Annotated in this window: 15 protein-coding genes and 1 pseudogene; 10 read left to right on the top strand and 6 right to left on the bottom strand. The window is 52.4% G+C overall.

Annotated features, from left to right (window positions below; translation table 11 throughout):
* Positions 1-35 precede the first annotated feature (35 nt).
* Positions 36-1,682, bottom strand: a complete 1,647-nt coding sequence (locus tag ACMYR3_RS02415; protein WP_424194172.1) for an efflux RND transporter periplasmic adaptor subunit — start codon at positions 1,680-1,682, stop codon at positions 36-38.
* A gap of 321 nt (positions 1,683-2,003) precedes the next feature.
* On the opposite strand from ACMYR3_RS02415, the gene ACMYR3_RS02410 reads away from it, so the two are divergent.
* The 7 genes from ACMYR3_RS02410 (at position 2,004) to ACMYR3_RS02380 (ending at position 13,213) form a co-directional block, all read left to right on the top strand.
* The gene (locus tag ACMYR3_RS02410) at positions 2,004-2,681 is read left to right on the top strand and encodes a TetR/AcrR family transcriptional regulator (protein ID WP_424194170.1); all 678 of its coding nucleotides are present in this window, start codon (positions 2,004-2,006) and stop codon (positions 2,679-2,681) included.
* Between the two features lie 13 nt (positions 2,682-2,694).
* On the top strand, positions 2,695-4,059 hold the full coding sequence (locus tag ACMYR3_RS02405) for an efflux RND transporter periplasmic adaptor subunit (protein ID WP_424194168.1): 1,365 nt from the start codon (positions 2,695-2,697) through the stop codon (positions 4,057-4,059).
* 22 nt (positions 4,060-4,081) lie between these two features.
* Positions 4,082-7,342 carry an efflux RND transporter permease subunit gene (locus ACMYR3_RS02400; protein ID WP_424194166.1) on the top strand — a complete coding sequence of 1,087 codons (3,261 nt, stop codon included), beginning with the start codon at positions 4,082-4,084 and terminating at the stop codon, positions 7,340-7,342.
* Between the two features lie 74 nt (positions 7,343-7,416).
* Positions 7,417-8,082 carry a protein-L-isoaspartate O-methyltransferase family protein gene (locus tag ACMYR3_RS02395; protein ID WP_424194164.1) on the top strand — a complete coding sequence of 222 codons (666 nt, stop codon included), beginning with the start codon at positions 7,417-7,419 and terminating at the stop codon, positions 8,080-8,082.
* Positions 8,083-8,168: 86 nt separating this feature from the next.
* Positions 8,169-8,498, top strand: a complete 330-nt coding sequence (locus ACMYR3_RS02390; RefSeq protein ID WP_424194162.1) for a rhodanese-like domain-containing protein — start codon at positions 8,169-8,171, stop codon at positions 8,496-8,498.
* Between the two features lie 68 nt (positions 8,499-8,566).
* Positions 8,567-9,916, top strand: a complete 1,350-nt coding sequence (locus ACMYR3_RS02385) for a TolC family outer membrane protein (RefSeq protein ID WP_424194161.1) — start codon at positions 8,567-8,569, stop codon at positions 9,914-9,916.
* Positions 9,917-10,255: 339 nt separating this feature from the next.
* Positions 10,256-13,213, top strand: a complete 2,958-nt coding sequence (locus ACMYR3_RS02380) for a galactose oxidase-like domain-containing protein (protein ID WP_424194159.1) — start codon at positions 10,256-10,258, stop codon at positions 13,211-13,213.
* Positions 13,214-13,366: 153 nt separating this feature from the next.
* On the opposite strand, the gene aroG is transcribed toward ACMYR3_RS02380, so the two are convergent.
* Entirely contained in the window at positions 13,367-14,434 is a 1,068-nt protein-coding gene (aroG, locus tag ACMYR3_RS02375; protein WP_424194157.1) for a 3-deoxy-7-phosphoheptulonate synthase AroG, read from the bottom strand.
* 554 nt (positions 14,435-14,988) lie between these two features.
* Here aroG and ACMYR3_RS02370 point away from each other — a divergent pair.
* Positions 14,989-15,174 carry a hypothetical protein gene (locus ACMYR3_RS02370; RefSeq protein ID WP_424194156.1) on the top strand — a complete coding sequence of 62 codons (186 nt, stop codon included), beginning with the start codon at positions 14,989-14,991 and terminating at the stop codon, positions 15,172-15,174.
* A gap of 105 nt (positions 15,175-15,279) precedes the next feature.
* Here the strand turns inward: ACMYR3_RS02370 and ACMYR3_RS02365 are convergent, their stop codons facing one another.
* The 3 genes from ACMYR3_RS02365 to ACMYR3_RS02355 all read right to left on the bottom strand — a co-directional run bounded on the left by ACMYR3_RS02365 (position 15,280) and on the right by ACMYR3_RS02355 (position 19,314).
* Positions 15,280-15,894 (bottom strand): OmpW/AlkL family protein, encoded by a 615-nt coding sequence (locus ACMYR3_RS02365; RefSeq protein ID WP_424194154.1) that lies wholly within the window; start codon positions 15,892-15,894, stop codon positions 15,280-15,282.
* 1,021 nt (positions 15,895-16,915) lie between these two features.
* Entirely contained in the window at positions 16,916-17,539 is a 624-nt protein-coding gene (locus ACMYR3_RS02360; protein WP_424196315.1) for a lytic transglycosylase domain-containing protein, read from the bottom strand.
* A 56-nt stretch (positions 17,540-17,595) separates the two neighbouring features.
* Positions 17,596-19,314: a proline--tRNA ligase gene (locus tag ACMYR3_RS02355; RefSeq protein ID WP_424194152.1), complete on the bottom strand. Its 1,719-nt coding sequence runs from the start codon at positions 19,312-19,314 to the stop codon at positions 17,596-17,598.
* 165 nt (positions 19,315-19,479) lie between these two features.
* Between ACMYR3_RS02355 and ACMYR3_RS02350 the strand changes: the two are divergent.
* Positions 19,480-19,971 (top strand): annotated as a pseudogene (locus ACMYR3_RS02350) (RNA pyrophosphohydrolase); the annotation flags it as partial.
* 142 nt (positions 19,972-20,113) lie between these two features.
* On the top strand, positions 20,114-20,293 hold the full coding sequence (locus ACMYR3_RS02345; protein ID WP_424194150.1) for a hypothetical protein: 180 nt from the start codon (positions 20,114-20,116) through the stop codon (positions 20,291-20,293).
* Positions 20,294-20,336: 43 nt separating this feature from the next.
* Here ACMYR3_RS02345 and ACMYR3_RS02340 read toward each other — a convergent pair whose 3' ends face one another.
* On the bottom strand, positions 20,337-21,614 hold the full coding sequence (locus ACMYR3_RS02340) for a DUF3734 domain-containing protein (RefSeq protein ID WP_424194148.1): 1,278 nt from the start codon (positions 21,612-21,614) through the stop codon (positions 20,337-20,339).
* Between the last annotated feature and the right edge of the window lie 87 nt (positions 21,615-21,701).

Below are 21,701 nucleotides of genomic sequence, written 5' to 3'. Positions count from 1 at the left end.
CACAGCATCTGTCGCAAGGCCATTGGCTACCCCGATCAGAATGGCATGCGTGGGCCAGCGCTGGCGGGTTTACTGCCTGAACCTGCGCTAGCGCCTGCCTTACTGCCCTTGTCGAGCACACCCGTAATCACCGGCGTTTGCTCGGCAAGCAAATTGGCTTCACTGGACAACACCTCGGTCATCGTGCCATCGCTCAGACCCAGTCGCACTGCAACCACTTTGGGTTGGTTGTCCTTGTCGAGCACATAGACTTTGCCATTAGTCGCGCGACCACTGGCGGCACGGCCATCCAGCTCGGCCACCAATTCGGCATAGCGGGCTTTTTGTTCGGGCTTGAGAATTGCCTCAATCCGGCTGCGCATTTCAGCGCGGTTGCGCTCGGCCAGCTTGGGCCGATCTTCAGCAGACGCATCGCGCAGTGCCATCATCTTGCCGCGCAGTTCTTCAAAGATGGTATCCAACTGCTGCTTTTGTGCTTCATCCGGATGCAGCTCGGTAATCAGGCGTTCGCGCAGCTTGCTGCCAGCATTGCCGCCACTACTCGCACCTGCATTGGCACCACCAGAATTTACCCCACCTGCTGCTGCAGCTTTATTGGCATCGGCACTATCCGCATCGGCCTTGGCCGGTTTGTAGCGCAAAGCGGCGTTGCTGAGTTTGAGAACATTGTCGCGCGTGTCGGTGACAATGCGCACATTGGCCGTCATGCCGGGCAAGAGCAACAAACTGGGGTTATTGGCGCTGATGATGACGGTGTAAGTCACCACATTGGACACATTGGCAGCCGACTTGCGGATCTGCTTCACTGTGCCGCTAAAACTGCGGCCACTAAATGCATCCACCGTAAAGGTAGCGTCCTGGCCAACCCTGATTTTGCCCACGTCTGACTCATCGATTGCGGTTTCAACCTGCATATCGCGCAAGTCTTTGGCGATGATGAACAACTCCGGCGATTGCAGGCTCGCCGCCACGGTTTGTCCCAGCTCCACACTGCGTTTGATCACCACGCCATTCACCGGTGCCATGATTTTGGTTTTGTCCAGACTGACCCGTGCCTGCGAGAGTTGCGCCTCGCTTTGCAGCACTAATGCCCGCGCATTATTGGCCTGCGCGCGCACCACGTCGAGCTGCGCCTGCGCCGCCCGCAATTGGGCCTGGGCAGCGTTATAAGTGGCCTGCGCCGTGTCCCGATCAGCCGGACTGATGAAGTTTTTTTCCAGCAGCATTTGCTTACGTTCGTAATCACGCTTGGCATTGGCCAGATTGACGTCCACCTGTGCCACTTGGGCCTGCTGCAGAACAATGTTGGCCTCCTGCGTTTTGACGGTAGAACGCGCCGCCTCCAGATTGGCCTGACTCTGGCTCACCTGATATTCAAAATTTTGCGGATCAATCTGCGCAATCAACTGTCCCTGCTTCACCTCACTATTGAAGTCAACATACAGCTCCTTGATCTGCCCTGACACCTGCGTACCCACCGTCACCGTGGTCACAGCGTTGAGTGTGCCCGATGCAGCAACAGTTGCCGTGATGGCACCCTTTTGCACCGGCACCAGCCGATACTCAAGCTGATCACGCTGCGCAAAGCCAAAGTACCAGACTGCCCACAGGAGCGAGGCAACCACCAACAAGGCAAAAGTATGGAAATAAGGGCGGGCAAAAAACTTCTGGGCAAGCGACATGAAAACGATCCGATGAAATCCAACAACCCGACTTGAGCAACAGGACAGGCGTAAAGTAAAACAATGTCAAAAGGTAGCCTCGATCCATACCTACTGAATCTGAATTGTAGGCGGATTGAACTTTCTTCAGAGTATCCTCTCAGAGGAAAGTTCCGATAGCTTTGGTTAATCCAGCCAAAGACTGTCAAATACCCCGTCGCTGTTGTGCGCCAATGCCACTCACACCAGCCTAATGACCATTCACACCAAGCTAATCGCCGCGCATTGACGCACCCTGAGGGCTAAACTAATATAAATGACTCACGGGTTATTTATTTTGTCATGAACAAATCCCCTGCTCACCTTCATTCTGACACCGATGCTGCCAAGCCCCGCTGGGAACGGCGCAAAGACGCGCGTCCGCATGAGCTGTTATCTGCAGCACTCACCTTGTTTGTCGAAAAGGGCTATGCCGCTACGCGTCTGGAAGATGTTGCCAAACAGGCCGGCGTGTCCAAGGGCACGCTCTATCTGTACTTTGATAACAAAGAAGAATTGTTCAAGGCGGTAGTAACCGAACATATTTCGCCAGCACTCAATCTGGCTGAAACCATGATCGAAAATTTTACCGGTCATTCACGGGAATTGATCAAAAACGTCATGGATGGCTGGTGGCAACAGGTTGGCTCGACGCCACTGGCGGGCTTGTGCAAACTGGTGATGGCCGAATCGAGTCATTTTCCTGAAATCGCCCGCTTTTATCATGATGTGGTGATCGACCGGGCTCACAAGATGATTCGCAGCATGATCCATCGTGGCCAGCAACGCGGTGAAGTCCGTGCCGATATCGATGAAGACCATATGGCGCATGTACTATGCTCGCCCATGGTGATGTTGATGATCTGGCATCACTCTTTTGACTGCTGTGTGGCTGAGCCAATCGACAACCAACGCTATCTGGCTCAGTACCTCGAACTCACCCTGCATGGGCTGCTGATAAATAGCGCCAACACCCACTAACAATCAGGCTGTCATGATCGCTCTTTCAAGTCACCAAGCTTTCCGTAATAAAAAAATAGCAAAGTCGATCCGTCTTTTTGGGCAAGCTCGCGCCAGCATTCTGCTCGGCAGCCTCTTGTGCATCACCTTGGCGGCATGCCAACCCAAACAGACAGCACCCGCCGCTGAAGCAGCCAAACCAGTTGTCAGTGATACGGTATCGACCAAGTCCGCAACAGGTACATCAAACAATGCACCCGCCAATCATCCCGTCACCGCAGTCAACAAGCCCATCGAGTTTTTGCAAAGTGATCTGACCACGGTGCAAAGCCAGACCATTCAGGATGGTCTGCCACTGACTGGCTCATTGAAGCCTTACAACCAGGTCACCGTCAAAAGCAAAGTTGCCGGTGAAATTTTAAACATGGTGGTGCGTGAAGGTGAATCAGTCAAAAAGGGTCAGGTACTGGCGCAGATTGACCCATTGGAATTCGACCTCAAACTGCGTCAGGCTAGCGAAACGCTCTCTGCCAGCAAGGCACAACTTGACTTGGCCAAAACCAATCTGGCCAGCAATCAGGCATTGGTAGAAAAGAACTTCATTTCCAAAAACGCACTGACCAGTTTTCAAAGTCAGTACGATCAGGCCAAGGGTAACCATGATGCCGCCAACTCAGCACTTGAATTGGCTAAAAAATCAGTGAATGACACCATCATCAAGGCGCCAATGAGTGGCATTGTGGCGGCACGCTATGCCCTGCCCGGCGAAAAGGTATCGGTGGATGGCAAGCTCATCGACATCGTCGACCTGAGCGTGATGGAACTGGAAGCCAGCGTACCCGTGGCCGACATTGGCAAACTGTCTTTGAACCAGGTGGTGGCACTGGATATTGAAGGCCAGCCGCAAACTGTACCTGGCCGGATCAGCCGGATTGCACCAACCACTCAAGCAGGTTCACGCGCGGTGCTGGTGTATGTGCGCATTGATAACCCTGGCAGTTACAAAGCAGGCATGTTTGCGCAAGGCAATGCGGTGCTGTCCAGCAAAGCCAATGCGCTGGTGATACCGGCCAGTGCATTGCGCTCCGACACCGTGGATGGTCAACCCAGTTATTCGGTTTATGCCATTGAGAATGGCCTGCTGCAACAAAAACCCGTCACGATTGGAGTACGTACCAGTACCGAAGGCGTGGCGGTGGTCGAGATCAGCCATGGTCTGTCAGCAGGCATGCCGATCGTGCGCAACAACTATGGTTTTTTAAGTGTGGGCAGTCCGGTCAATATTTTGGCCGATCAATCCGGCACGACCAAACCTGCCAGTGCCGTTATCGTGCCATCCACTGCACCGGCTGTTGCACCGGAGGTTTCAGCCCCCAGCAACAGCACCAAACAACCTTGACCCTGAATAAGCGCTAACGATCATGTGGTTCACTCGCATCAGCATTCACAACCCGGTCATGGCCACCATGATGATGTTGGCGCTCGTGGTGATGGGGTTATTTTCCTATCAGCGCATGAAGGTCGATCAGTTTCCAGAGATCAACTTTCCGGTCGTGGTGGTACAAACCGATTACCCCAACGCTTCACCCGAATCGGTTGAGTCGGACATCACCCGCAAGGTGGAAGAGTCTGTCAACGCCATCAGCGGTATCAAAAACCTGACTTCACGTTCCTATGAAGGCAGCTCGATTGTCATCATTGAATTTGAACTCAGCATCGATGCGGCCAAGGCTGCGCAAGATGTGCGCGAGAAAGTGGCACTGGTCAAGGCAAGCTTTCGTAAAGACGTCAAAGAACCGCGGGTCACACGCTTTGATCCGGCCGACACACCAATCTTCTCCCTCGCAGTCAGCAATAGCGTCGATCAAAATTCAAATATTCAGCCTCGCAGCCTGCGTGAACTGACCACACTGTCTGATCAAGTCATCAAAAAGCGTTTGCAGAATGTCCGTGGTGTTGGCTCCGTCAATCTGGTCGGTGGCGTGAAACGTGAAGTGCAAATCCAGATCAAACCCGCTGCCCTCGAAGCGCAAAACATCAGTGTTGAAACGGTGATGAATGCGATTCGCAATGAAAATCTTGAATTACCGGCTGGCAGCCTGCGCTCGATCACCGGTGAACAGATCATCCAGATCAAGGGACGGATGACCACACCCGAGGAATTTGCCCAAATCATTGTGGCCCGGCGCGGCAATCAGCCAGTCTATCTTTCGCAAGTTGCCGAGGTGATTGATGGCCAGGAAGAACAGGACAGTCTGGCCTTGATGAATGGTCAGCGCACACTGGCCATTGAAGTACTCAAGGCGCAAGGCGAAAACACAATTGATGTGGTCGATGGTCTGCAAGAAGCCATCAAGGAGTTGCGCCCGCAATTACCGCAAGGTGTTCAGCTTGATGTGGTGCGCGACAACTCGCGCGCCATTCGGGTCGGCGTGCGCAATGTGCGTCATACCTTGCTGGAAGGGGCGCTGCTGACCATTGCGATTGTGTTTCTGTTTCTCAATTCATGGCGCTCCACAGTCATTACCGGCCTGACCTTGCCAATTGCCCTGATCGGCACTTTTTTCTTCATGAACTGGTTTGGCTTTTCCATCAATATGCTCACGCTGATGGCCCTGTCATTGTGCGTCGGGCTCTTGATTGATGATGCGATTGTGGTGCGCGAAAACATTGTGCGCCATGTTGGCATGGGCAAGCACCATCATCAGGCTGCGTTGGAAGGTACCAATGAAATTGGTCTGGCGGTGCTGGCCACCACGCTGTCGATTGTTGCCGTGTTTTTGCCGGTAGGATTCATGGGCGGCATCATCGGTCGCTTCTTTCACCAGTTTGGTATTACGGTGGTAGCGGCGGTACTCATTTCGATGTTTGTTTCTTTCACGCTCGACCCAATGCTCTCCAGCGTCTGGCGCGATCCCACTCTTGAACCGGGCTATCGTGCCAGCGGCTGGTATGCCAACAGCATTGGCCGGGTACTGGCCTGGTTTGATCGTGGTGTGGATCAGCTCTCACACTTTTATCAATTTCTGTTGCGCTGGTCGCTGGCGCATCGCAAAACCACCTTGCTGCTGGCAGTTGCCAGTTTTGCAGGCGGCTTGCTGATTCCGATCATGGGTTGGGTCGGTAGCGAGTTTGTGCCCAAGGCCGATTATTCGGAATCGCAGATTGCCTTTTACACACCGATTGGCTCATCACTGGAAATCACCGAAGCCAAGGCGCGCCAGGTGACCGACGTGCTCAGAGCAATGCCCGAAGTCGCCTATGTCTTTGCCACCATCAACACCGGCACGGTACAGGGCAAGTCGTATGCAAACCTGTATGTGCGCCTGATCGATCGGCATTTACGCCAGCAGAGTCAGGCACAAATGACCGCACCCATTCGCGAACGCCTGGCACAGATTGCCGGTATCACCGTCACCAATGTGGGCACACTCGAAGCCGTCGGTGGCCAAAAAACGCTGCAAATCAGTATCCAAGGCAGCGATCTGGATGAACTCGCCCGCCTCTCCACTCAAGTGCAGGAACGCCTGCGCGCCATTCCTGGGATTGTTGATGTGGACTCCAGCCTGAAAGCCAATAAACCCACGGTCAATGTCACGGTACGGCGTGATCTGGCAGCGGATCTGGGCATTGGTGTGGCGCAAATTGGTAATACCCTGCGCCCTTTTTTGGCAGGTGACGAAACCAGCACCTGGCGCGGCCCCGATGATGAAAACTACACGGTACGCGTGCGCCTTGCACCCGATGATCGGAATACCATGAGCGACCTGACCAAACTCATGATCCCCAGCACCCAAACGACTGCGGATGGTGCCCCGCGCATGGTGGCACTGCGCCAGGTGGCCGAGCTGACACCGGGGCTGGGTGCCAATCAGATCAACCGCCGCAACCTGAATCGTGAGGTGGAACTGACCGCCAATACCGACAACCTCCCCTCGGGCACCGCCAGTAGCGCCATCAAAAAAGCGCTGGATGGCATGAACTGGCCGAGCGGTTATCGTTACTCGATGGGCGGCTCCACCAAGGACATGCAAGAAGCCATGGGCTATGCGCTGTCGGCACTGGCATTGGCCGTGATTTTCATCTACATGATCCTGGCCTCGCAGTTTCATAGTTTTTTGCAGCCGCTGGCCATCATGTCATCCCTGCCATTAACACTGATTGGCGTGTTTTTGGCACTGATGCTATTTCGCTCGACCTTTAATCTGTTTTCCATCATCGGCTTCATCATGCTGATGGGGCTGGTCACCAAAAATGCCATTTTGCTGGTCGACTTTGCCAATCAGGCACGCCAGCATGGTCTGGCTGGTCATGGCAACAACACTCTTGACGGCATGGCACAGGCTGTCCCGCTGGATGATACCCCGCTGAATCGTCACGATGCCCTGCTGGCCGCAGCCCACGTGCGTCTTCGCCCGATTTTGATGACCACTTTAGCGATGGTATTTGGCATGCTGCCATTGGCTTTGGGACTGGCCGAAGGCTCGGAACAGCGTGCACCGATGGGCCAGGCAGTGGTTGGCGGGATCATCACCGCCTCCCTGCTCACGCTGGTGGTGGTGCCGGTGATTTATACCTATCTCGATGATCTGGCGCAATGGTGGCAACAACGCAACGCCCGTGGGCAGCGCAACTCCAGTAAAATTGCGCCCGATTCTGGTTCTTCGGAGTCTGAGAAATAACCGGATGAATGACCCGATCGATTATCCGACTGATTACTTGATTAACCTAGCCATTAACCTTGAGCGTGAACATCATGACTATTGAACATAACCGTTATCTGATGATTGAGCAGCAAATTCGTCCCTGGGACGTGCTGGATCAGTCCATTCTCAATCTGCTGACTGTGGTCAAGCGTGAAAACTTTGTACCGGTTGCCTACAAAGGTCTGGCCTTTGCAGATACCGAAATCCCCCTGATCAAAGACGGTGCCGCCAACGAACACATGATGCCACCCCGTGTGGAAGCCCGCATTCTCCAGGAACTCAACGTCAAGAAACACGAACGCGTACTGGAAATCGGTGCTGGCAGTGGTTATATGGCCGCTTTGCTGGCGCATCGTGCGCAAGAAGTGACGACCGTGGAGATCAACCCGACACTGGCCGAAATCGCCAAACTCAATCTGGCTGAAAACCATATCAGCAACGTCAAGGTTGAAGTGGCCGACGGTGCCAATGGTTTTGCCAAAGGTGCACCTTACGACGTGATCGTGATTTCTGCTTCGTTGCCCTTCGTTCCCCAAGCTTTTTTTGACCAGCTCAAGGTCGGTGGCCGGATGGCTGTTTTTGTTGGTCAGGCACCCGTCATGGAAGCGCAATTGATCACCAGGACTGGCGAGAAGCAGTTTGAAACCGTGAATCTGTTTGAAACCAATGTGGCACCGCTGACCAATGCTCAGCAGCTCAATAAGTTTAGTTTTTAAATAACAAGTAGCGCAATAACGAGTAACCCAAACGAGTGACCCAACTATCGCCCCAGCTGGGGCCGTTTGATCCGAGGAGTTTTACCATGCAACAAATCAATGCCAGTCAGCTTGCCGAATGGCTCAAGACCGATGCCGACAAAATTTATATGTTGGACGTCCGTGAACCCCGCGAATGGGAAATCTGTCATATCGAAGGTGCCAGTTTGCAGCCCATGCAAAGCGTGCCTGCCGCATTGAGCACGATTCAGGATGCTCAAGGTGACAAGGCGCTAGTCTGCATCTGTCATCACGGCGGCCGCAGCATGCAGGTTGCACAGTTTCTGGAAGCGCGTGGCCTCACCAACATCTATAACCTGGCTGGTGGTGTGGATGGCTGGGCACGCGAAGTTGATAACACCATGCAACGTTACTGATCACACCGTCATAACAAGGGCAATCACCTTTATTTGATTGCTAGTCCAACTCTCACAGGATTGTTTCCATGAATGCGCATTTCCTACCACGTACCATCGCCTTGGCCATTGCCTGCCTGGCTCCTGCCAGTGCTGCCTGGGCAACCGATCTGTTGCAGGTATACCGTGATGCCGTGGCCAATGATCCGGTGATTGCCAGCGCCCGCTCACAACTGCAGGCCAATCAGGAAAAAATCATTCAGGGACGCTCCGGCCTGCTGCCTGCCGTCAATCTGTCCGGCAACTATAACAAGTCCGAGATTGATGGCAGCACCAGTACTAGCCCCACGCCCATCAACCGCAATGTCACGACTAATGGTTATAGCGTAGCGCTGACCCAACCGCTGTTTCGCTGGGCCAACTGGGAAACCTTTGAGCAGAGCAAGCTGGTGCAGGCGCAAGCCGAAGCCACGTATGCCCAGGCACAGATTGACCTGATTACCCGCGTCTCGCAGGCCTACTTTGATGTACTCAATGCGCAAGACACGCTGACGGTGCAGGAAGCCCAGATCAAGGCAATTGGTGAGCAACTGGCGCAGGCCAAACGCAATTTCGAAGTGGGCACGTCCACGATTGTGGATGTCAATGATGCACAGGCACGCTATGACCTCGCCATTGCCACCCAGATTGCCGCACAAAATGATCTGCAGGTAAAGCGCAATGCGCTCCTGCAGATCATTGGCAAGGAACCGGGCAACCTGGCTTCGCTAAAAAATGGTGTGGCCATTCAGGCCCCCACACCGGCGCGCATGGACGATTGGACTCAGATTGCAGAGAAACAAAACTATAGCGTGGTGCAACAACAGTTTGGTTACGAGATTGCCAAACGTACCACAACGATCAACAAGGCCGGTCATTACCCAACTGTCGACTTTGTGGCCAGCCGTGGCCGGACCAATTCGGAAGGCTCGACACAGCTACAGGTTGCGGGCAATTCAACATCCAATATCAACACCACCCAATATGGCATTCAAGTGGCAATTCCCTTGTTTGCGGGTTTTGCCACGCAGAGCAAGGTGCGTGAAAGCCTGGCACTGGAAGACAAATCACTGGCCGACCTGGACAATGTACGGCGCACGGCCGTGCAAAGCACTCGTCAGGCTTTTTTGGGGGTCAACAATGGGCTGGCACAGGTTCGCGCACTGGAAGCCTCGGAGCGCTCCAGCCAGACCGCGCTGGAATCCAATCAGCTGGGTTTTCAGGTGGGCGTGAAGATCTCGATTGACGTGCTCAACTCCCAACAACAACTCTTCACCACTCGCCGTGACCTGGCCAAGGCCCGCTACGACGCACTGATGAACGGCCTCAAACTCAAGGCCGCCGCCGGTGTGCTCAAGGAAGACGATCTGGCCGAAGTCAACACCTTGCTCGATAAATAAATATACTCCATATGAGTATTTTTTATTAACCATATAAAAAGTACTTAAACAGCCAGTTTTTACTGATACTCCACTAAGAACTGGCTTTAGCGTGCATAGCCTATCTTTTTGTGGCATATCTCGGAAGTCGCTTTTGGGCTGAGAAATCGCCACAATACCTATTTTTTGCCACCTCTGAATGCCAATTATTCCGTCACCAAGTGTCGGCAATATTGACATACCTTTTTTGCAGCAATCAAAAATCAATCTCAAGCTATTGATTTTATTAAATTTAATATTCTGGCACAGAGTTTGCCGAAGCCTTCCAAAAAATAGCATCAAATTTCTTTGGGGGTGTTCATGTTTTCCATTCCAGCTTCGTGCCAGGCACGACGGCCCGTTGCGGCTGCGCGCGCGTTTTTACGTTATCAACGCCAACATTCATATCGGCTGGGTAGTGCCAGCATTCTGGCGCTGATATTGGCGGGTTGCGGCGGCGGCAATGATCTGACTGGTAGTAACAGCTCGGATAGCAAAAGCGTTGCGCAAGGCCCTTCATACAGCACCGAAAATGCGGTAAACGGTCAGAGCTTCATGGTCAAAAAACAGGGTGCGCTGTCTACCTCGCTCGCACCGACTGCCGACGCGCCAGTCAATGGCATGTGGACCGATGTCGGTGCCTGGCCTTTGATTGCGATTCACACCGCGCTCTTGCCCGATGGTCGCGTGATGACCTATGGCACCACCAAGGAAGGTCAGCAAACTGCAAAATTTAATTATGATATTTGGGATGCCAGCGCCGGTGATATCAATACCGGCCATACCGTATTACCCAACAGCACTGGCACCGATATCTTTTGCAGTTCGCAAGTGCTGATTCCTAGCACCGGTGATCTGTTTATTGCAGGGGGTGACATCAACCCCAACACCTCGCCCGATCCGTTGCCAACACGGCCAACGCTCAACCAGCCCAATAACAACACGACGATCTTTTTTGCCAATACCAATAATCTGCAAAGTGGCGCCAACCTGCAACGACCACGCTGGTATTCATCCTCCATCGCCCTGACCGACGGCAATATTTACATCCAGGGTGGCAGCGGCGGCACAGATTTCCCCGAGCTACGCAAAAGCAATGGCGTCACCCAGCTCCTGAGTACGGCTGGCACCAGCGCGCTCAGCTACTGGTATCCGCATAACTTTTTGTCCAGCGATGGTCGCGTCTTTGGTATCGACTCCAATGGCAAGATGTACTACATCAACACCGCTGGTAACGGCAGTGTCACCACGCTGACCAATCTGGCCAGCGGCTTTGCCGGTACCACCGCCAGTGCCGCAATGTTTGCACCCGGACGCATCATTCAGGGTGGCGGCAACTCCAAAGGCACCGTAGTGGTAGACTTTAACGGTACTACCCCGAACGTGATTCAGGTAGGCGATTTATCCACTCAACGGCAATGGCTGACCATGACCATGTTGCCCAATGGCAAAGTGTTATCTACAGGCGGCAGTGAAGTGGCCAATACGCTGACCGGCTTAAATACCAAGGCCGAGATCTGGGACCCGACCACCGGTAACTGGACCATCGGTGCTGCAGCTATCAAGGCACGGCTGTATCACTCCACCGCCTTGCTGTTACCCGATGCCTCCGTACTGATTGCCGGTGGCGGCGCGCCTGGTCCACAAACCAATACCAATGCCGAAATTTATTACCCTTCGTATTTGTTTAACGCCAACGCACAATGGGCTGCACGGCCGGTGTTGACCAGTGTGCCCACGGTCGCCAATCCGGGTGATGCGATTGATGTGCAGTTTACTCACACCAGCGCGATTCAACGCGTGACCATGGTCAAGACCGGCTCGGTGACGCACTCTTTCAACTTTGATCAGTTATTTATCGAGCCAAGTTTTAGCACCACTGGCAATACGCTCAAGGTGCAACTGCCAGCCAATGCCGCCACCTTCCCGCCCGGCTATTACATGTTGTTTGCACTGGATGCGCAAAATGTGCCGTCAGTTGCCAAGATCATTAAAATCAATATCGCCGCCAACCCCAGGCTGGATCAGCGCTGGCATCAATACAACGCCACCACCGCGGTGGGTGGCAGCACTGGCACCGACTTTGTCATGCCCTGCTATACCGATGAAGTCATGGTCGGTGTGGTTGGCCGCTTCAGTGGTGTGATCGATCAGGTTTCACCTTTATGTGCCCGCGTCGACAAACTCACTGGCCATCGTCTGACTGACCCTTATATGGGTGGCAAGGCAGGCGGTGAAGGCGGCAGCGTGTTTTACAAAGAGTGTCCGGGTGATAGCGCCGTCAGCGGTTTTGTATCACGTAGCGGCACGGGCCTGACCGCACTCGACTTGCAGTGCTCGAGCCTGAAAGCCTATGGACAAGTCAACGCCGACAAAACCCTGCTGGGTGCCGTAGGTGGCACCGGGGACACCAATAATGGATTGACCAGCTGCCCAACCGGTACTGCCGCGATCGGTGTTGCAGGCAAAGCAGGCACTAGTGTGAATCAGTTTGCCCTGCACTGTGCCAAGGTGGATGCTACCCCCGTGCAACCTTGTATCAATGGCAATGAAGTCATCGCTCCGCTCAGTAATGGCGATCTGATCAGCGTTGGTCAAGCCTGTTCCGACAATAGCGTGGTATTGCAGCGCTATCGTGCTGGCAAATTTATTGAAGCCAAAACCATCGCTGCCTGTAGTGCCGAAAAACCTGGTCTGAGCACCTCCTACAACGAAGCCCTGGTGCAATACATCAGTTGCAGCAACCGCGCCGTACAGTTTGGATATTCGGCTGATGGCGGACAGACCTTTGAATGGGAAGACCTGGGCTTTAATGCCACTGGCGCACCGACTTCAACCTGGCGCTTTACCGGTGACTGGTTGTTTGATGTGCTGGTACGTGGCACCGATAACGCGCTCTGGAAAAAAACCTGGGATTGGCGCACCGGCTGGAGTAGCTGGCAATCTCTGAGCGGTTGCGTCAGCAACGCCGCTGCCACACCCATCCATGTACGCCCACAAGGTATCAGCTACGCTGCCACCAGTTGCAGTAGCACGGCTGTCAATGTGGTGAGCACGACCGATGGTGTCACCTGGAGTAATTGGCAAGCAGAAAAAACCAGCAGCCAATGCGCTGTCGAAGGTGGTCGCTGCACCTTCACCGGCACGCGAACCCTGCGTTTTGGCGCAGACAGTCACTTTGTTGAACGCAGCTTCAGCAATGGCGCCGACTGCAATGCCACCGCCTTTGGACTGGACCCCATCTGGTACAAGAGTAAAGCCTGCTATCTGTTGAACTAAGTTAGCTCGCTAAAAATATACCCTCTAAGGGTATAAAAAAAGCCCCTTATAAATCGCACTTATAAGGGGCTTTTTTAATGGATACTACCTTTAAAGTACTCAAAGCAACACCATCATTAAAGCAAAGGAAGGCGCGCTCAAGCGCGCCAATAATTACTCGGCAACACGCTTTTGACGGCGTGCCAAGACAGCACTGGCCAAGCCTTCAAGTACCTTGAGCGAGTCTTCCCAATTGATACAACCATCGGTCACGCTCTGGCCATAGACCAGCGGTTTGCCTGGCACCAGATCTTGACGACCGGCCACCAGATGGCTTTCTACCATCAGCCCCACAATACGCTCATCACCACCGGCAATTTGCTCGGCGATATTGGCAGCCACTGGCACCTGGTTTTCGGGTTTTTTGCTGCTATTGGCGTGGCTGGTATCAATCATCAGACGGGCGGCCAAACCGGCTGCAGAAATATCCTTGCAAGCAGCATCTACACTGGCCGCATCATAATTGGGTGCCTTGCCACCGCGCAAGATCACGTGGCAGTCTTCATTGCCAGAAGTCGACACAATCGCAGAATGTCCCGCCTTGGTCACTGACAGAAAGTGATGCGGCTGGGACGCAGCCTTGATCGCATCAATGGCAATCTTCACATTGCCATCGGTGCCATTTTTAAAACCGACTGGACAAGACAAGCCGGAAGCCAGCTCACGATGCACCTGAGATTCAGTCGTACGGGCACCGATTGCGCCCCAGGACACGAGATCGGCCACATATTGCGGGCTGATGGTATCGAGGAACTCGGTACCGGCTGGCAGACCCATGCTGTTGATTTCCAGCAACAACTGGCGCGCCATGCGCAGACCATCATTGATGCGGAAGCTACCATCCATATAAGGGTCGTTGATCAGACCTTTCCAACCCACCGTAGTGCGGGGTTTTTCAAAATAAACACGCATCACGATTTCCAGCTCGCCCGCAAAACGGGTGCGCTCTTTTATCAGACGGCCCGCATATTCCAGCGCAGCCTTGGGATCATGAACAGAACAAGGGCCAATGATGACCATCAGGCGATCATCCATGCCATGCAATATCCGATGCAATGCCGCACGGCTGTTAAACGTTGTCTGGGACGCCACTTCAGTAACGGGAAACTCGCGCAGCAGATGGGACGGAGGAACCAGTTCTTTTAATTCTTTGATCCTCACATCATCGGTACTCAGTGTCATGATTGCTCCTTGGTATAAATGGTCTTGCCAATTGGTTAAACAAGTAATTGGTTATGGTTACAAATCCGGTTGCAAATGCAGCTGTCAATACGACTATTAATACAGCTGCCTAAGGTCTGCCTGTGGTCAAAAAAAAACCGCCAGTTTTTTGCTGGCGGTTTTTTGTGGTATTCAGGTTGAATCTAACCCTCTTCCTCCGCCGTATTTGCGTGGTAGCTAAAAAAGAAGCCAAAAAAGTAAGAAGAGATGGTTTTGATCACGATGTCGCGTAACACAAAATGGATTCAAGTTCGCTATTTATACCGCAAAAGCGATGTTCTCACAAGAAAAGACTGTAACGCTACGGGTTATGCCTGATTTTTAACAACACCCAAACAACTTGTCGCAACGCCATGTCAAAGTCATGACAATGATCCTCACCCAATCATCCCATTTGCTGCAGATCAATCACGAGTGTCTGTTCACCATGTAAACAAACCCTTTCGGGATAGAACATGCTAAAAACTTGAAGTGGCTTGAACCACAGCATTTTTTATTCTATTGAGGAAATTATCATGACCAAATTGATCGCCGCTCTGATTGCTGCCATGTTTGCTACTGCTGCTTTTGCAGCTGATGCACCTGCTGAAACCGCTGCTCCTGCCGAAGCCGCAGCCAAGCATGTCAAAAAACATAAGCATCACCACCATCATGCCAAAAAAGATGCAGCAGCACCTGCTGCTGAAGCACCTGCCAAGTAATCAAGGTGATAACAATATAAAAAGCATAAAAAAAGCGGAACCGAAGTTCCGCTTTTTTGTTGGTGCCTTTTGTTGGTGCCGCCACCAGCACCCATGCCATCATGCTCAGAACATGTAGCCAACACCCACACCGAAGAGCCATGGATCAAGCTTTACCGTACTGATTTTGCTACCGCCCGATTTCAAATCGCTGGATAGGCTGATTTTTTTAACGTCCACGTTCAAATACCATTTTGGTGCGATCTGATAATCAAAACCGGCACCAACCACCAGACCCAGGCTGCTGTTATCCAAAGACAGGCCAGTTGGCAGATCCACACCCCAGATACGGGTGTAGTTCAGACCCGCACCCATATAAGGACGGAACGGTGTGCCAGTCGTGAAGTGGTACTGCGCCAGCAATGAAGGTGGCAAGTGTTTCAACGAACCAATCTTGGTGCCGGACAATCGGACATCCTGTGATTGTGGAATTGTCAAAACCAGTTCGGCCGCAAAGTTGGGCGTAAAAAAGTAGGTGAAATCGATTTCAGGAATCGTTTTGCTGTTCAGGGTCACGGCATCAGCAGGTACGGCACCAAAGGCGTCAGACTTGTCGTCCATTTTGAGTCGTTCGATACGGCCACGAACCAAAATGTCACCGGCAGATTGTGCCATAACAGGGGCGGCCATGATGGAACCCAATGTCAAAGCCGATAAGAGAGCCAGGCTGGACTTTTTCATGCTACTTTCCTTTTTAGTATGTAAAGATGGTCTGCCCATTGAAGGGACTATTTTCATAAATCTCATCATCAAGTCCGTCACCCCGCCATGCTGAATATGACGTGACTTGCTAATGTCCTCGCGTTGCTTGCTCTTGGAAAGTATTTGATTCATTTACAGGTTCCTCGCGTCATTGAATTATTGATTTTTAAGTAAATTGTTGGCCCGCTTAATGATTCACTCAAGACCCACTTAACGCGTCGCAACAATTTACCCACATTCACTCCTCCATTACTGCGAGTCATCAATGCGCAACTTTTACGCCACAACCATCAGATCAATGGAAAATTCACCAGAATCACTTGAAAGCCTTTAAACACAAGGATTTCCAAACGGAATCATGATTTTCAATCCATATTGAAAATTCCAATAAATTCAAACTGGCTACTCAATCATGCAAAACTGAAAACCAACTAACCAGTGACTTACACCTGATTTTCCAAAAACAAGCTGCTGTGCTACCCGTTGTTCAAATAAAATCGTCCTGCTATTGCAACGCAAAACCAGAAATCTATTGCTCATCTGATTCTGTTTAATTGCTGGCTTAACTTTAAGGCGATGCCTGGCTTGGCAGGTTGATATGCCTCAACGTGTCACAGTCAGGTATTTGATGTGGCTCAAACTATGGCCGAAGATGGGTTTTACCCGCTACTTACTGAAGAAACTTTAATGCTAGCGATAACTTGAAAGGCCTGCACAGGCTCATTTTCTCTATCTGGCAGACCATACTTAACAACACCTTCATGAAGCGAGCAATCTGCTCAATTCTTCATCAGATCTTTGAAAAAGCATTTTTTAAATTGAAAATTTAAATATTTGTCACGGACATCGTTACTAGACAAGCAACTCAATGAGTAACTTGTCTGGGAATCCCCCTGAAATAAATCAGCGAAAAGGAATGGCATGGTCACTGGCTGTTCACCGGACAGCCAATTTGCTGATCCATATGCCCATCAGGTAACGTGACACGTTACCTGTTCACTCACTTCCAGTGCACCCAGCTGCGTTGCACAGCATTGGGATACTCAGGTTTGCCACGGCTCCCGTTATAGCGGCCCAGGGCCAGATACAAATCACCTTTTTCAATATCCAGATAATGACGCAGGATGGTGCAGCCATAACGCAGATTGTTCTGCATATGAAACAGCTTGCCGGCATCACCATCGCCAATCTGGCGTGACCAGAATGGCATGACCTGCATCAGGCCACGGGCACCGACGATGCTGATGGCGTACTTGCGAAAATTACTTTCGACCTCAATCAGCCCCAGCACCAGCGAAGGCTCCAGCCCCGCTCGCGAAGCCTCGTAATAGATGGTCTCCAAGAATTCCACGCGGGCTTGGTCGTTGGGATGACGGGCTTTTAAGCGGGTACTCATCTCACCCAGCCAGTTCAGATAGATAATGCGATCCTCAATTTTGTCGAAATGCGGCCGTGGCGGGCGCGCATCGGCAATGGCATTGGCCATCGCCGTTCTGATGCTATCGGCCAGTTGCTCCTCTTTTTGCGCACCAGCCAGTGCTGGCAAGCTGATGAATGTCAAAGCACTGGCCAACGCACTCGTCAGCAGCCAGGTACGCTGCTGCTTGCCAACACCTGCCCACATTTTGAATGCTGCCTGAATCACGCCCTTCATGCGGTTTTGCAGCGCCAAACAATCAATCAAAGCTGGCCCTTTATAAAGCTGACAATCTCGCTTTGTGCCACGGCAGTGGCTGCGCTGTCGCGTCGTCCCTGGTATTCGAGGTTGCCTTCTTTCAGACCACGCTCACCAATGACCACCCGATGCGGTACACCAATCAGTTCCCAATCGGCAAACATGACACCTGGACGCTCACCACGATCATCCAGAATCGCATCAATGCCCTGCGCTTTCAAGTCGGCCAGTAATTGGTCGGCCACTTCCTTGACCTGTGCAGAACGGTCGTAACCCATGGGGCACAAGACCACCGCAAATGGCGCAATGGCGGTTGGCCAGATGATGCCGCGCTCATCAAAATTTTGTTCGATGGCCGCACCCAAAATCCGTGTGACACCAATCCCGTAGCAACCCATTTGCATCAGTTGTGGCTTACCGTTTTCATCGAGAAACGTCGCCTTCATGTCTTGCGAGTAACGGGTGCCCAACTGGAATACGTGGCCGACTTCAATACCACGGCAAATATCGAGCACGCCTTTGCCATCGGGCGAAGCATCGCCTTTGACGACATTGCGCAGATCGGCAATTGCATCCGGCTCTGGCAAGTCACGCCCCCAGTTCACACCGGTCAGATGGAAACCGGCTGCGTTGGCGCCACAGACAAAATCACTCATATTGGCAACAGTACGATCGGCAATCACCTTGATTGGCTGTGCCATTTTTACCGCACCCAGATAACCTGGCTCACAGCCAAACCATTGATTGATTTCGGCCTCAGTCGCCATTCTGAACTCGGCCAGACCCGCCACCTTGGCGGCTTTGACTTCGTTTAACTCATGATCACCCCGCACCAGCAACAACCAGCCTTGCACGTCTGCTTCACCATCGGTTGCCAATACCACTGACTTGACCGTGCGCTCAATTGGCAGCTTAAGAAAGCTGGCCACATCCTCGCATTTGGTTTGGCCGAGGGTGGCCACCTGATTCATCTCCTCTTGCGCAGCCGCCCGCTCAGCCAACAATGGCAGTGCCTCGGCCGCTTCCATATTGGCGGCGTAGTCCGAAGTTGGGCAGTAAACAATCGCATCTTCGCCGGTGTCGGCAATTACATGAAACTCATGCGAGCCAGAACCGCCAATCGCGCCGTTGTCGGCTGCCACCGCACGGAACTGCAGACCAAAACGGTTAAAGATGTTGGTGTAGGCATCAAACATGAGCTGATAGCTTTTTTTCAGACCATCCGTATCACGGTCAAACGAGTAGGCATCTTTCATGGTGAATTCGCGACCACGCATCACACCAAAACGGGGGCGGCGTTCATCACGAAACTTGGTTTGGATGTGATAGAAATTGACCGGCAATTGGCGGTAACTTTTGATCTCGCTACGGGCGATGTCAGTGACCACTTCTTCGGAGGTTGGCTGAATGGCAAAGTCGCGATCATGGCGATCTTTCACGCGCATCAATTCGTCGCCCATTTTGTCCCAGCGGCCGGTCTCCTGCCACAGTTCGGCGGGCTGCACCAAGGGCATGAGCAGCTCTACCGCACCGGCCTGATTCATCTCCTCACGGATGATGTTTTCCACCTTGCGAATCACCCGCAGGCCCATCGGCATATAGGTGTAGATGCCGGCACCGAGCTTTTTGATCATGCCAGCGCGCATCATCAGTTTATGGCTGACGATCTCGGCATCAGCAGGCGCTTCTTTGAGGGTGGAAATAAAAAATTGTGAGGCTTTCATGGCAGTTTTTATGTAATGGAAATTCAAAAAAAGATTGGCAACAAAATCGCGTTGCAGACATCCAATGGACAGGGTTTGTGCTGACTCGCCAGTTGTAATAAGCCGTGTCAACTCACAGCCCGATGATTATAATGATTACAATTTTAAAGGATTGCAGGATCAGCCATGTTGGATAAAGAAGGTTTTCGTCCCAACGTAGGCATCATTTTATTGAACGGCAAGAACGAAGTGTTCTGGGGCAAGCGGGTGCGCGAGCATTCCTGGCAGTTTCCACAGGGCGGCATCAAGTACGGCGAGACGCCGGAACAGGCCATGTACCGCGAACTGCACGAAGAAGTGGGACTGCGCCCTGAGCATGTCAAGATCATTGGCCGCACAAGAGACTGGTTGCGCTACGAGGTACCGGATCATTTCATCAGGCGCGAAGTGCGCGGCAGTTATCGTGGGCAAAAGCAAATCTGGTATTTGCTGCGCATGATTGGCCGCGATTGCGATGTATCGCTGCGCGCCTCGGATCACCCCGAATTTGACGCCTGGCGTTGGCACGACTATTGGGTGCCGCTTGAAACCGTAATTGAATTCAAGCGCGAGGTGTATCAACTGGCCTTGAGTGAGCTGTCACGCTTCATCAGCAAAACGCAGGAGCGGCTGGAACGGCAGCAGATTGCTGAATCTCAGCATCAGTCGGACCTCGACCAGTCAGCAGACAAAAAAAGTTAGACTGCGCCAAATTCCGAGCAGCTTTGGCCTGCGTGAATGTCGAGTAAATATATTGTCACTTGGCAAATGATGGATTTGATTGAACCCGCCGCTGGCGGGTTTTTTCATGTGGAAGCGCGTTGAACCACTGCACACAGCACTGCAGGTATTAATGGCAGCCGACTCAGATGACCATTTATCCGGTAGTGACAATACTGACGTGACAGCATTTGCCAAAAAATATACTCCTTATAGGTATTTTTTAAAGGCAAATAAATAAGCACTATACAAGCCAATAATTACATATACTCCATTAAAGTAGCTTAACTGGCACCTCGTTGACGATGAATGTCGTGCGTCATGAAAGGTCGGTCTTCGGATGGCAAGGAAAACCATTCTGGGTGCAGCAATGTACGCTCTACATCGGCCAAACCACTTAGCCAATGTTCACGCATGGTGAGCGGACCAAACTCATAATCCTTGAAGTGGCCTTCGTATTCCTTGTCCTGATAAATCAGGTGGATCACGTTAAAGCGCTTGAGACAGGCCATCTCGGCCGCCTTTTTGCACAACTCGTTGTGACTGCGTGTGGCTGCCGGAATGATTTGCAGCAACTCATGCAGCATGCGTCGCTGGGTTTGCACTTCTTTCATATAGTCGGTGATCATGCGTGTGCGGCTGGAAAACTGAATGTCTTTTTGCCGCTCGGCCACGTCATACAAATTGTCGGGCAAGTGCCCCCTGGCACTCCATAAATCCACCTGAAATGCCAGCGTGTCGCGGCGTGGCACATGGGTCAGCACATCATACAACGGCGTGTTGGACATCAGGCCACCATCCCAGTAATAGCGCATCTGCTGCGCTTTGGGTCGCCAGATAGCCACTGCCGGAAAACCGGGTGGCAAAGCACCGGAGGCCATGAAGTGTTCGGGTAGGAGCGGATCTTTGGGATCGCTGTTATTGAAGTAATCAAAGTTGCCGTTTTCAACATCAACCGCACCCACCGAAACACGCATCAAGCGTGGATCGTTGATGCGATCAAAATCGGCAAACTGTTCCAGCGTGGACTTGAGTATGCTGGTGTCATAAAAACTGGCATGCTGTACGCCCGTCACCATACCCGACAATGGCGAAGGCACACGCGGCGTAAAAAATCCGCGCTGCCCTTCCAGCATGGCGCGGCTGGCCTCCCAGGCATTGAATAGCTTGCGCATCTCGGCGGTCGCCTGCTCCATCCAGCTCATGGCCGCCGTCATCGAGGCGGGCAAAAATGCGGGCTTGCAGATGGTCTCCCAAAAAGCCTTGAGCTGTTCGACACGCTTGCCCGGTGGATTACCGGCAATGATGGCGGTGTTGAGTGCACCAATCGAAATACCCGACACCCAGTTGGGCAGGATGCCAGCTTCTTCCAGCGCCTCGTACACACCGGCCTGATACGAACCGAGCGCGCCGCCACCCTGCAAGACCAGCGCGATGGTTTCGTACTGACTTAAGTCAAGCTTGCCATTGGACCTGGCAGCCAACATTGGCGGCTCAACAGATCGGTCGGCGGATTGGTTGGCAGATTTACTTGCGGGCTTTTTGACAGCACTGGTTGCCATGATTATTCCTTTCACTCTGCCAATACCTCAGCAGATAATTCAGCCAAAACGATCAGATCATGTCTTATTTTGCATCATCCACTTTCC

The organism is Ampullimonas aquatilis (genome assembly GCF_049675895.1).
Taxonomy (GTDB): domain Bacteria; phylum Pseudomonadota; class Gammaproteobacteria; order Burkholderiales; family Burkholderiaceae_D; genus Ampullimonas; species Ampullimonas aquatilis.
The sequence above is the reverse complement of the archived record's forward strand: the minus strand, read 5'-3'. Positions and strand labels throughout refer to the sequence as shown.

Bases quoted from the DNA above. Each gene is read 5' to 3' on its own strand.
- ACMYR3_RS02415 (WP_424194172.1), bottom strand. From the start codon at position 1,682: ATGTCGCTTGCCCAGAAGTTTTTTGCCCGCCCTTATTTCCATACTTTT.
- ACMYR3_RS02410 (WP_424194170.1), top strand. From the start codon at position 2,004: ATGAACAAATCCCCTGCTCACCTTCATTCTGACACCGATGCTGCCAAG.
- ACMYR3_RS02405 (WP_424194168.1), top strand. From the start codon at position 2,695: ATGATCGCTCTTTCAAGTCACCAAGCTTTCCGTAATAAAAAAATAGCA.
- ACMYR3_RS02400 (WP_424194166.1), top strand. From the start codon at position 4,082: ATGTGGTTCACTCGCATCAGCATTCACAACCCGGTCATGGCCACCATG.
- ACMYR3_RS02395 (WP_424194164.1), top strand. From the start codon at position 7,417: ATGACTATTGAACATAACCGTTATCTGATGATTGAGCAGCAAATTCGT.
- ACMYR3_RS02390 (WP_424194162.1), top strand. From the start codon at position 8,169: ATGCAACAAATCAATGCCAGTCAGCTTGCCGAATGGCTCAAGACCGAT.
- ACMYR3_RS02385 (WP_424194161.1), top strand. From the start codon at position 8,567: ATGAATGCGCATTTCCTACCACGTACCATCGCCTTGGCCATTGCCTGC.
- ACMYR3_RS02380 (WP_424194159.1), top strand. From the start codon at position 10,256: ATGTTTTCCATTCCAGCTTCGTGCCAGGCACGACGGCCCGTTGCGGCT.
- aroG (WP_424194157.1), bottom strand. From the start codon at position 14,434: ATGACACTGAGTACCGATGATGTGAGGATCAAAGAATTAAAAGAACTG.
- ACMYR3_RS02370 (WP_424194156.1), top strand. From the start codon at position 14,989: ATGACCAAATTGATCGCCGCTCTGATTGCTGCCATGTTTGCTACTGCT.
- ACMYR3_RS02365 (WP_424194154.1), bottom strand. From the start codon at position 15,894: ATGAAAAAGTCCAGCCTGGCTCTCTTATCGGCTTTGACATTGGGTTCC.
- ACMYR3_RS02360 (WP_424196315.1), bottom strand. From the start codon at position 17,539: ATGTGGGCAGGTGTTGGCAAGCAGCAGCGTACCTGGCTGCTGACGAGT.
- ACMYR3_RS02355 (WP_424194152.1), bottom strand. From the start codon at position 19,314: ATGAAAGCCTCACAATTTTTTATTTCCACCCTCAAAGAAGCGCCTGCT.
- ACMYR3_RS02340 (WP_424194148.1), bottom strand. From the start codon at position 21,614: ATGGCAACCAGTGCTGTCAAAAAGCCCGCAAGTAAATCTGCCAACCAA.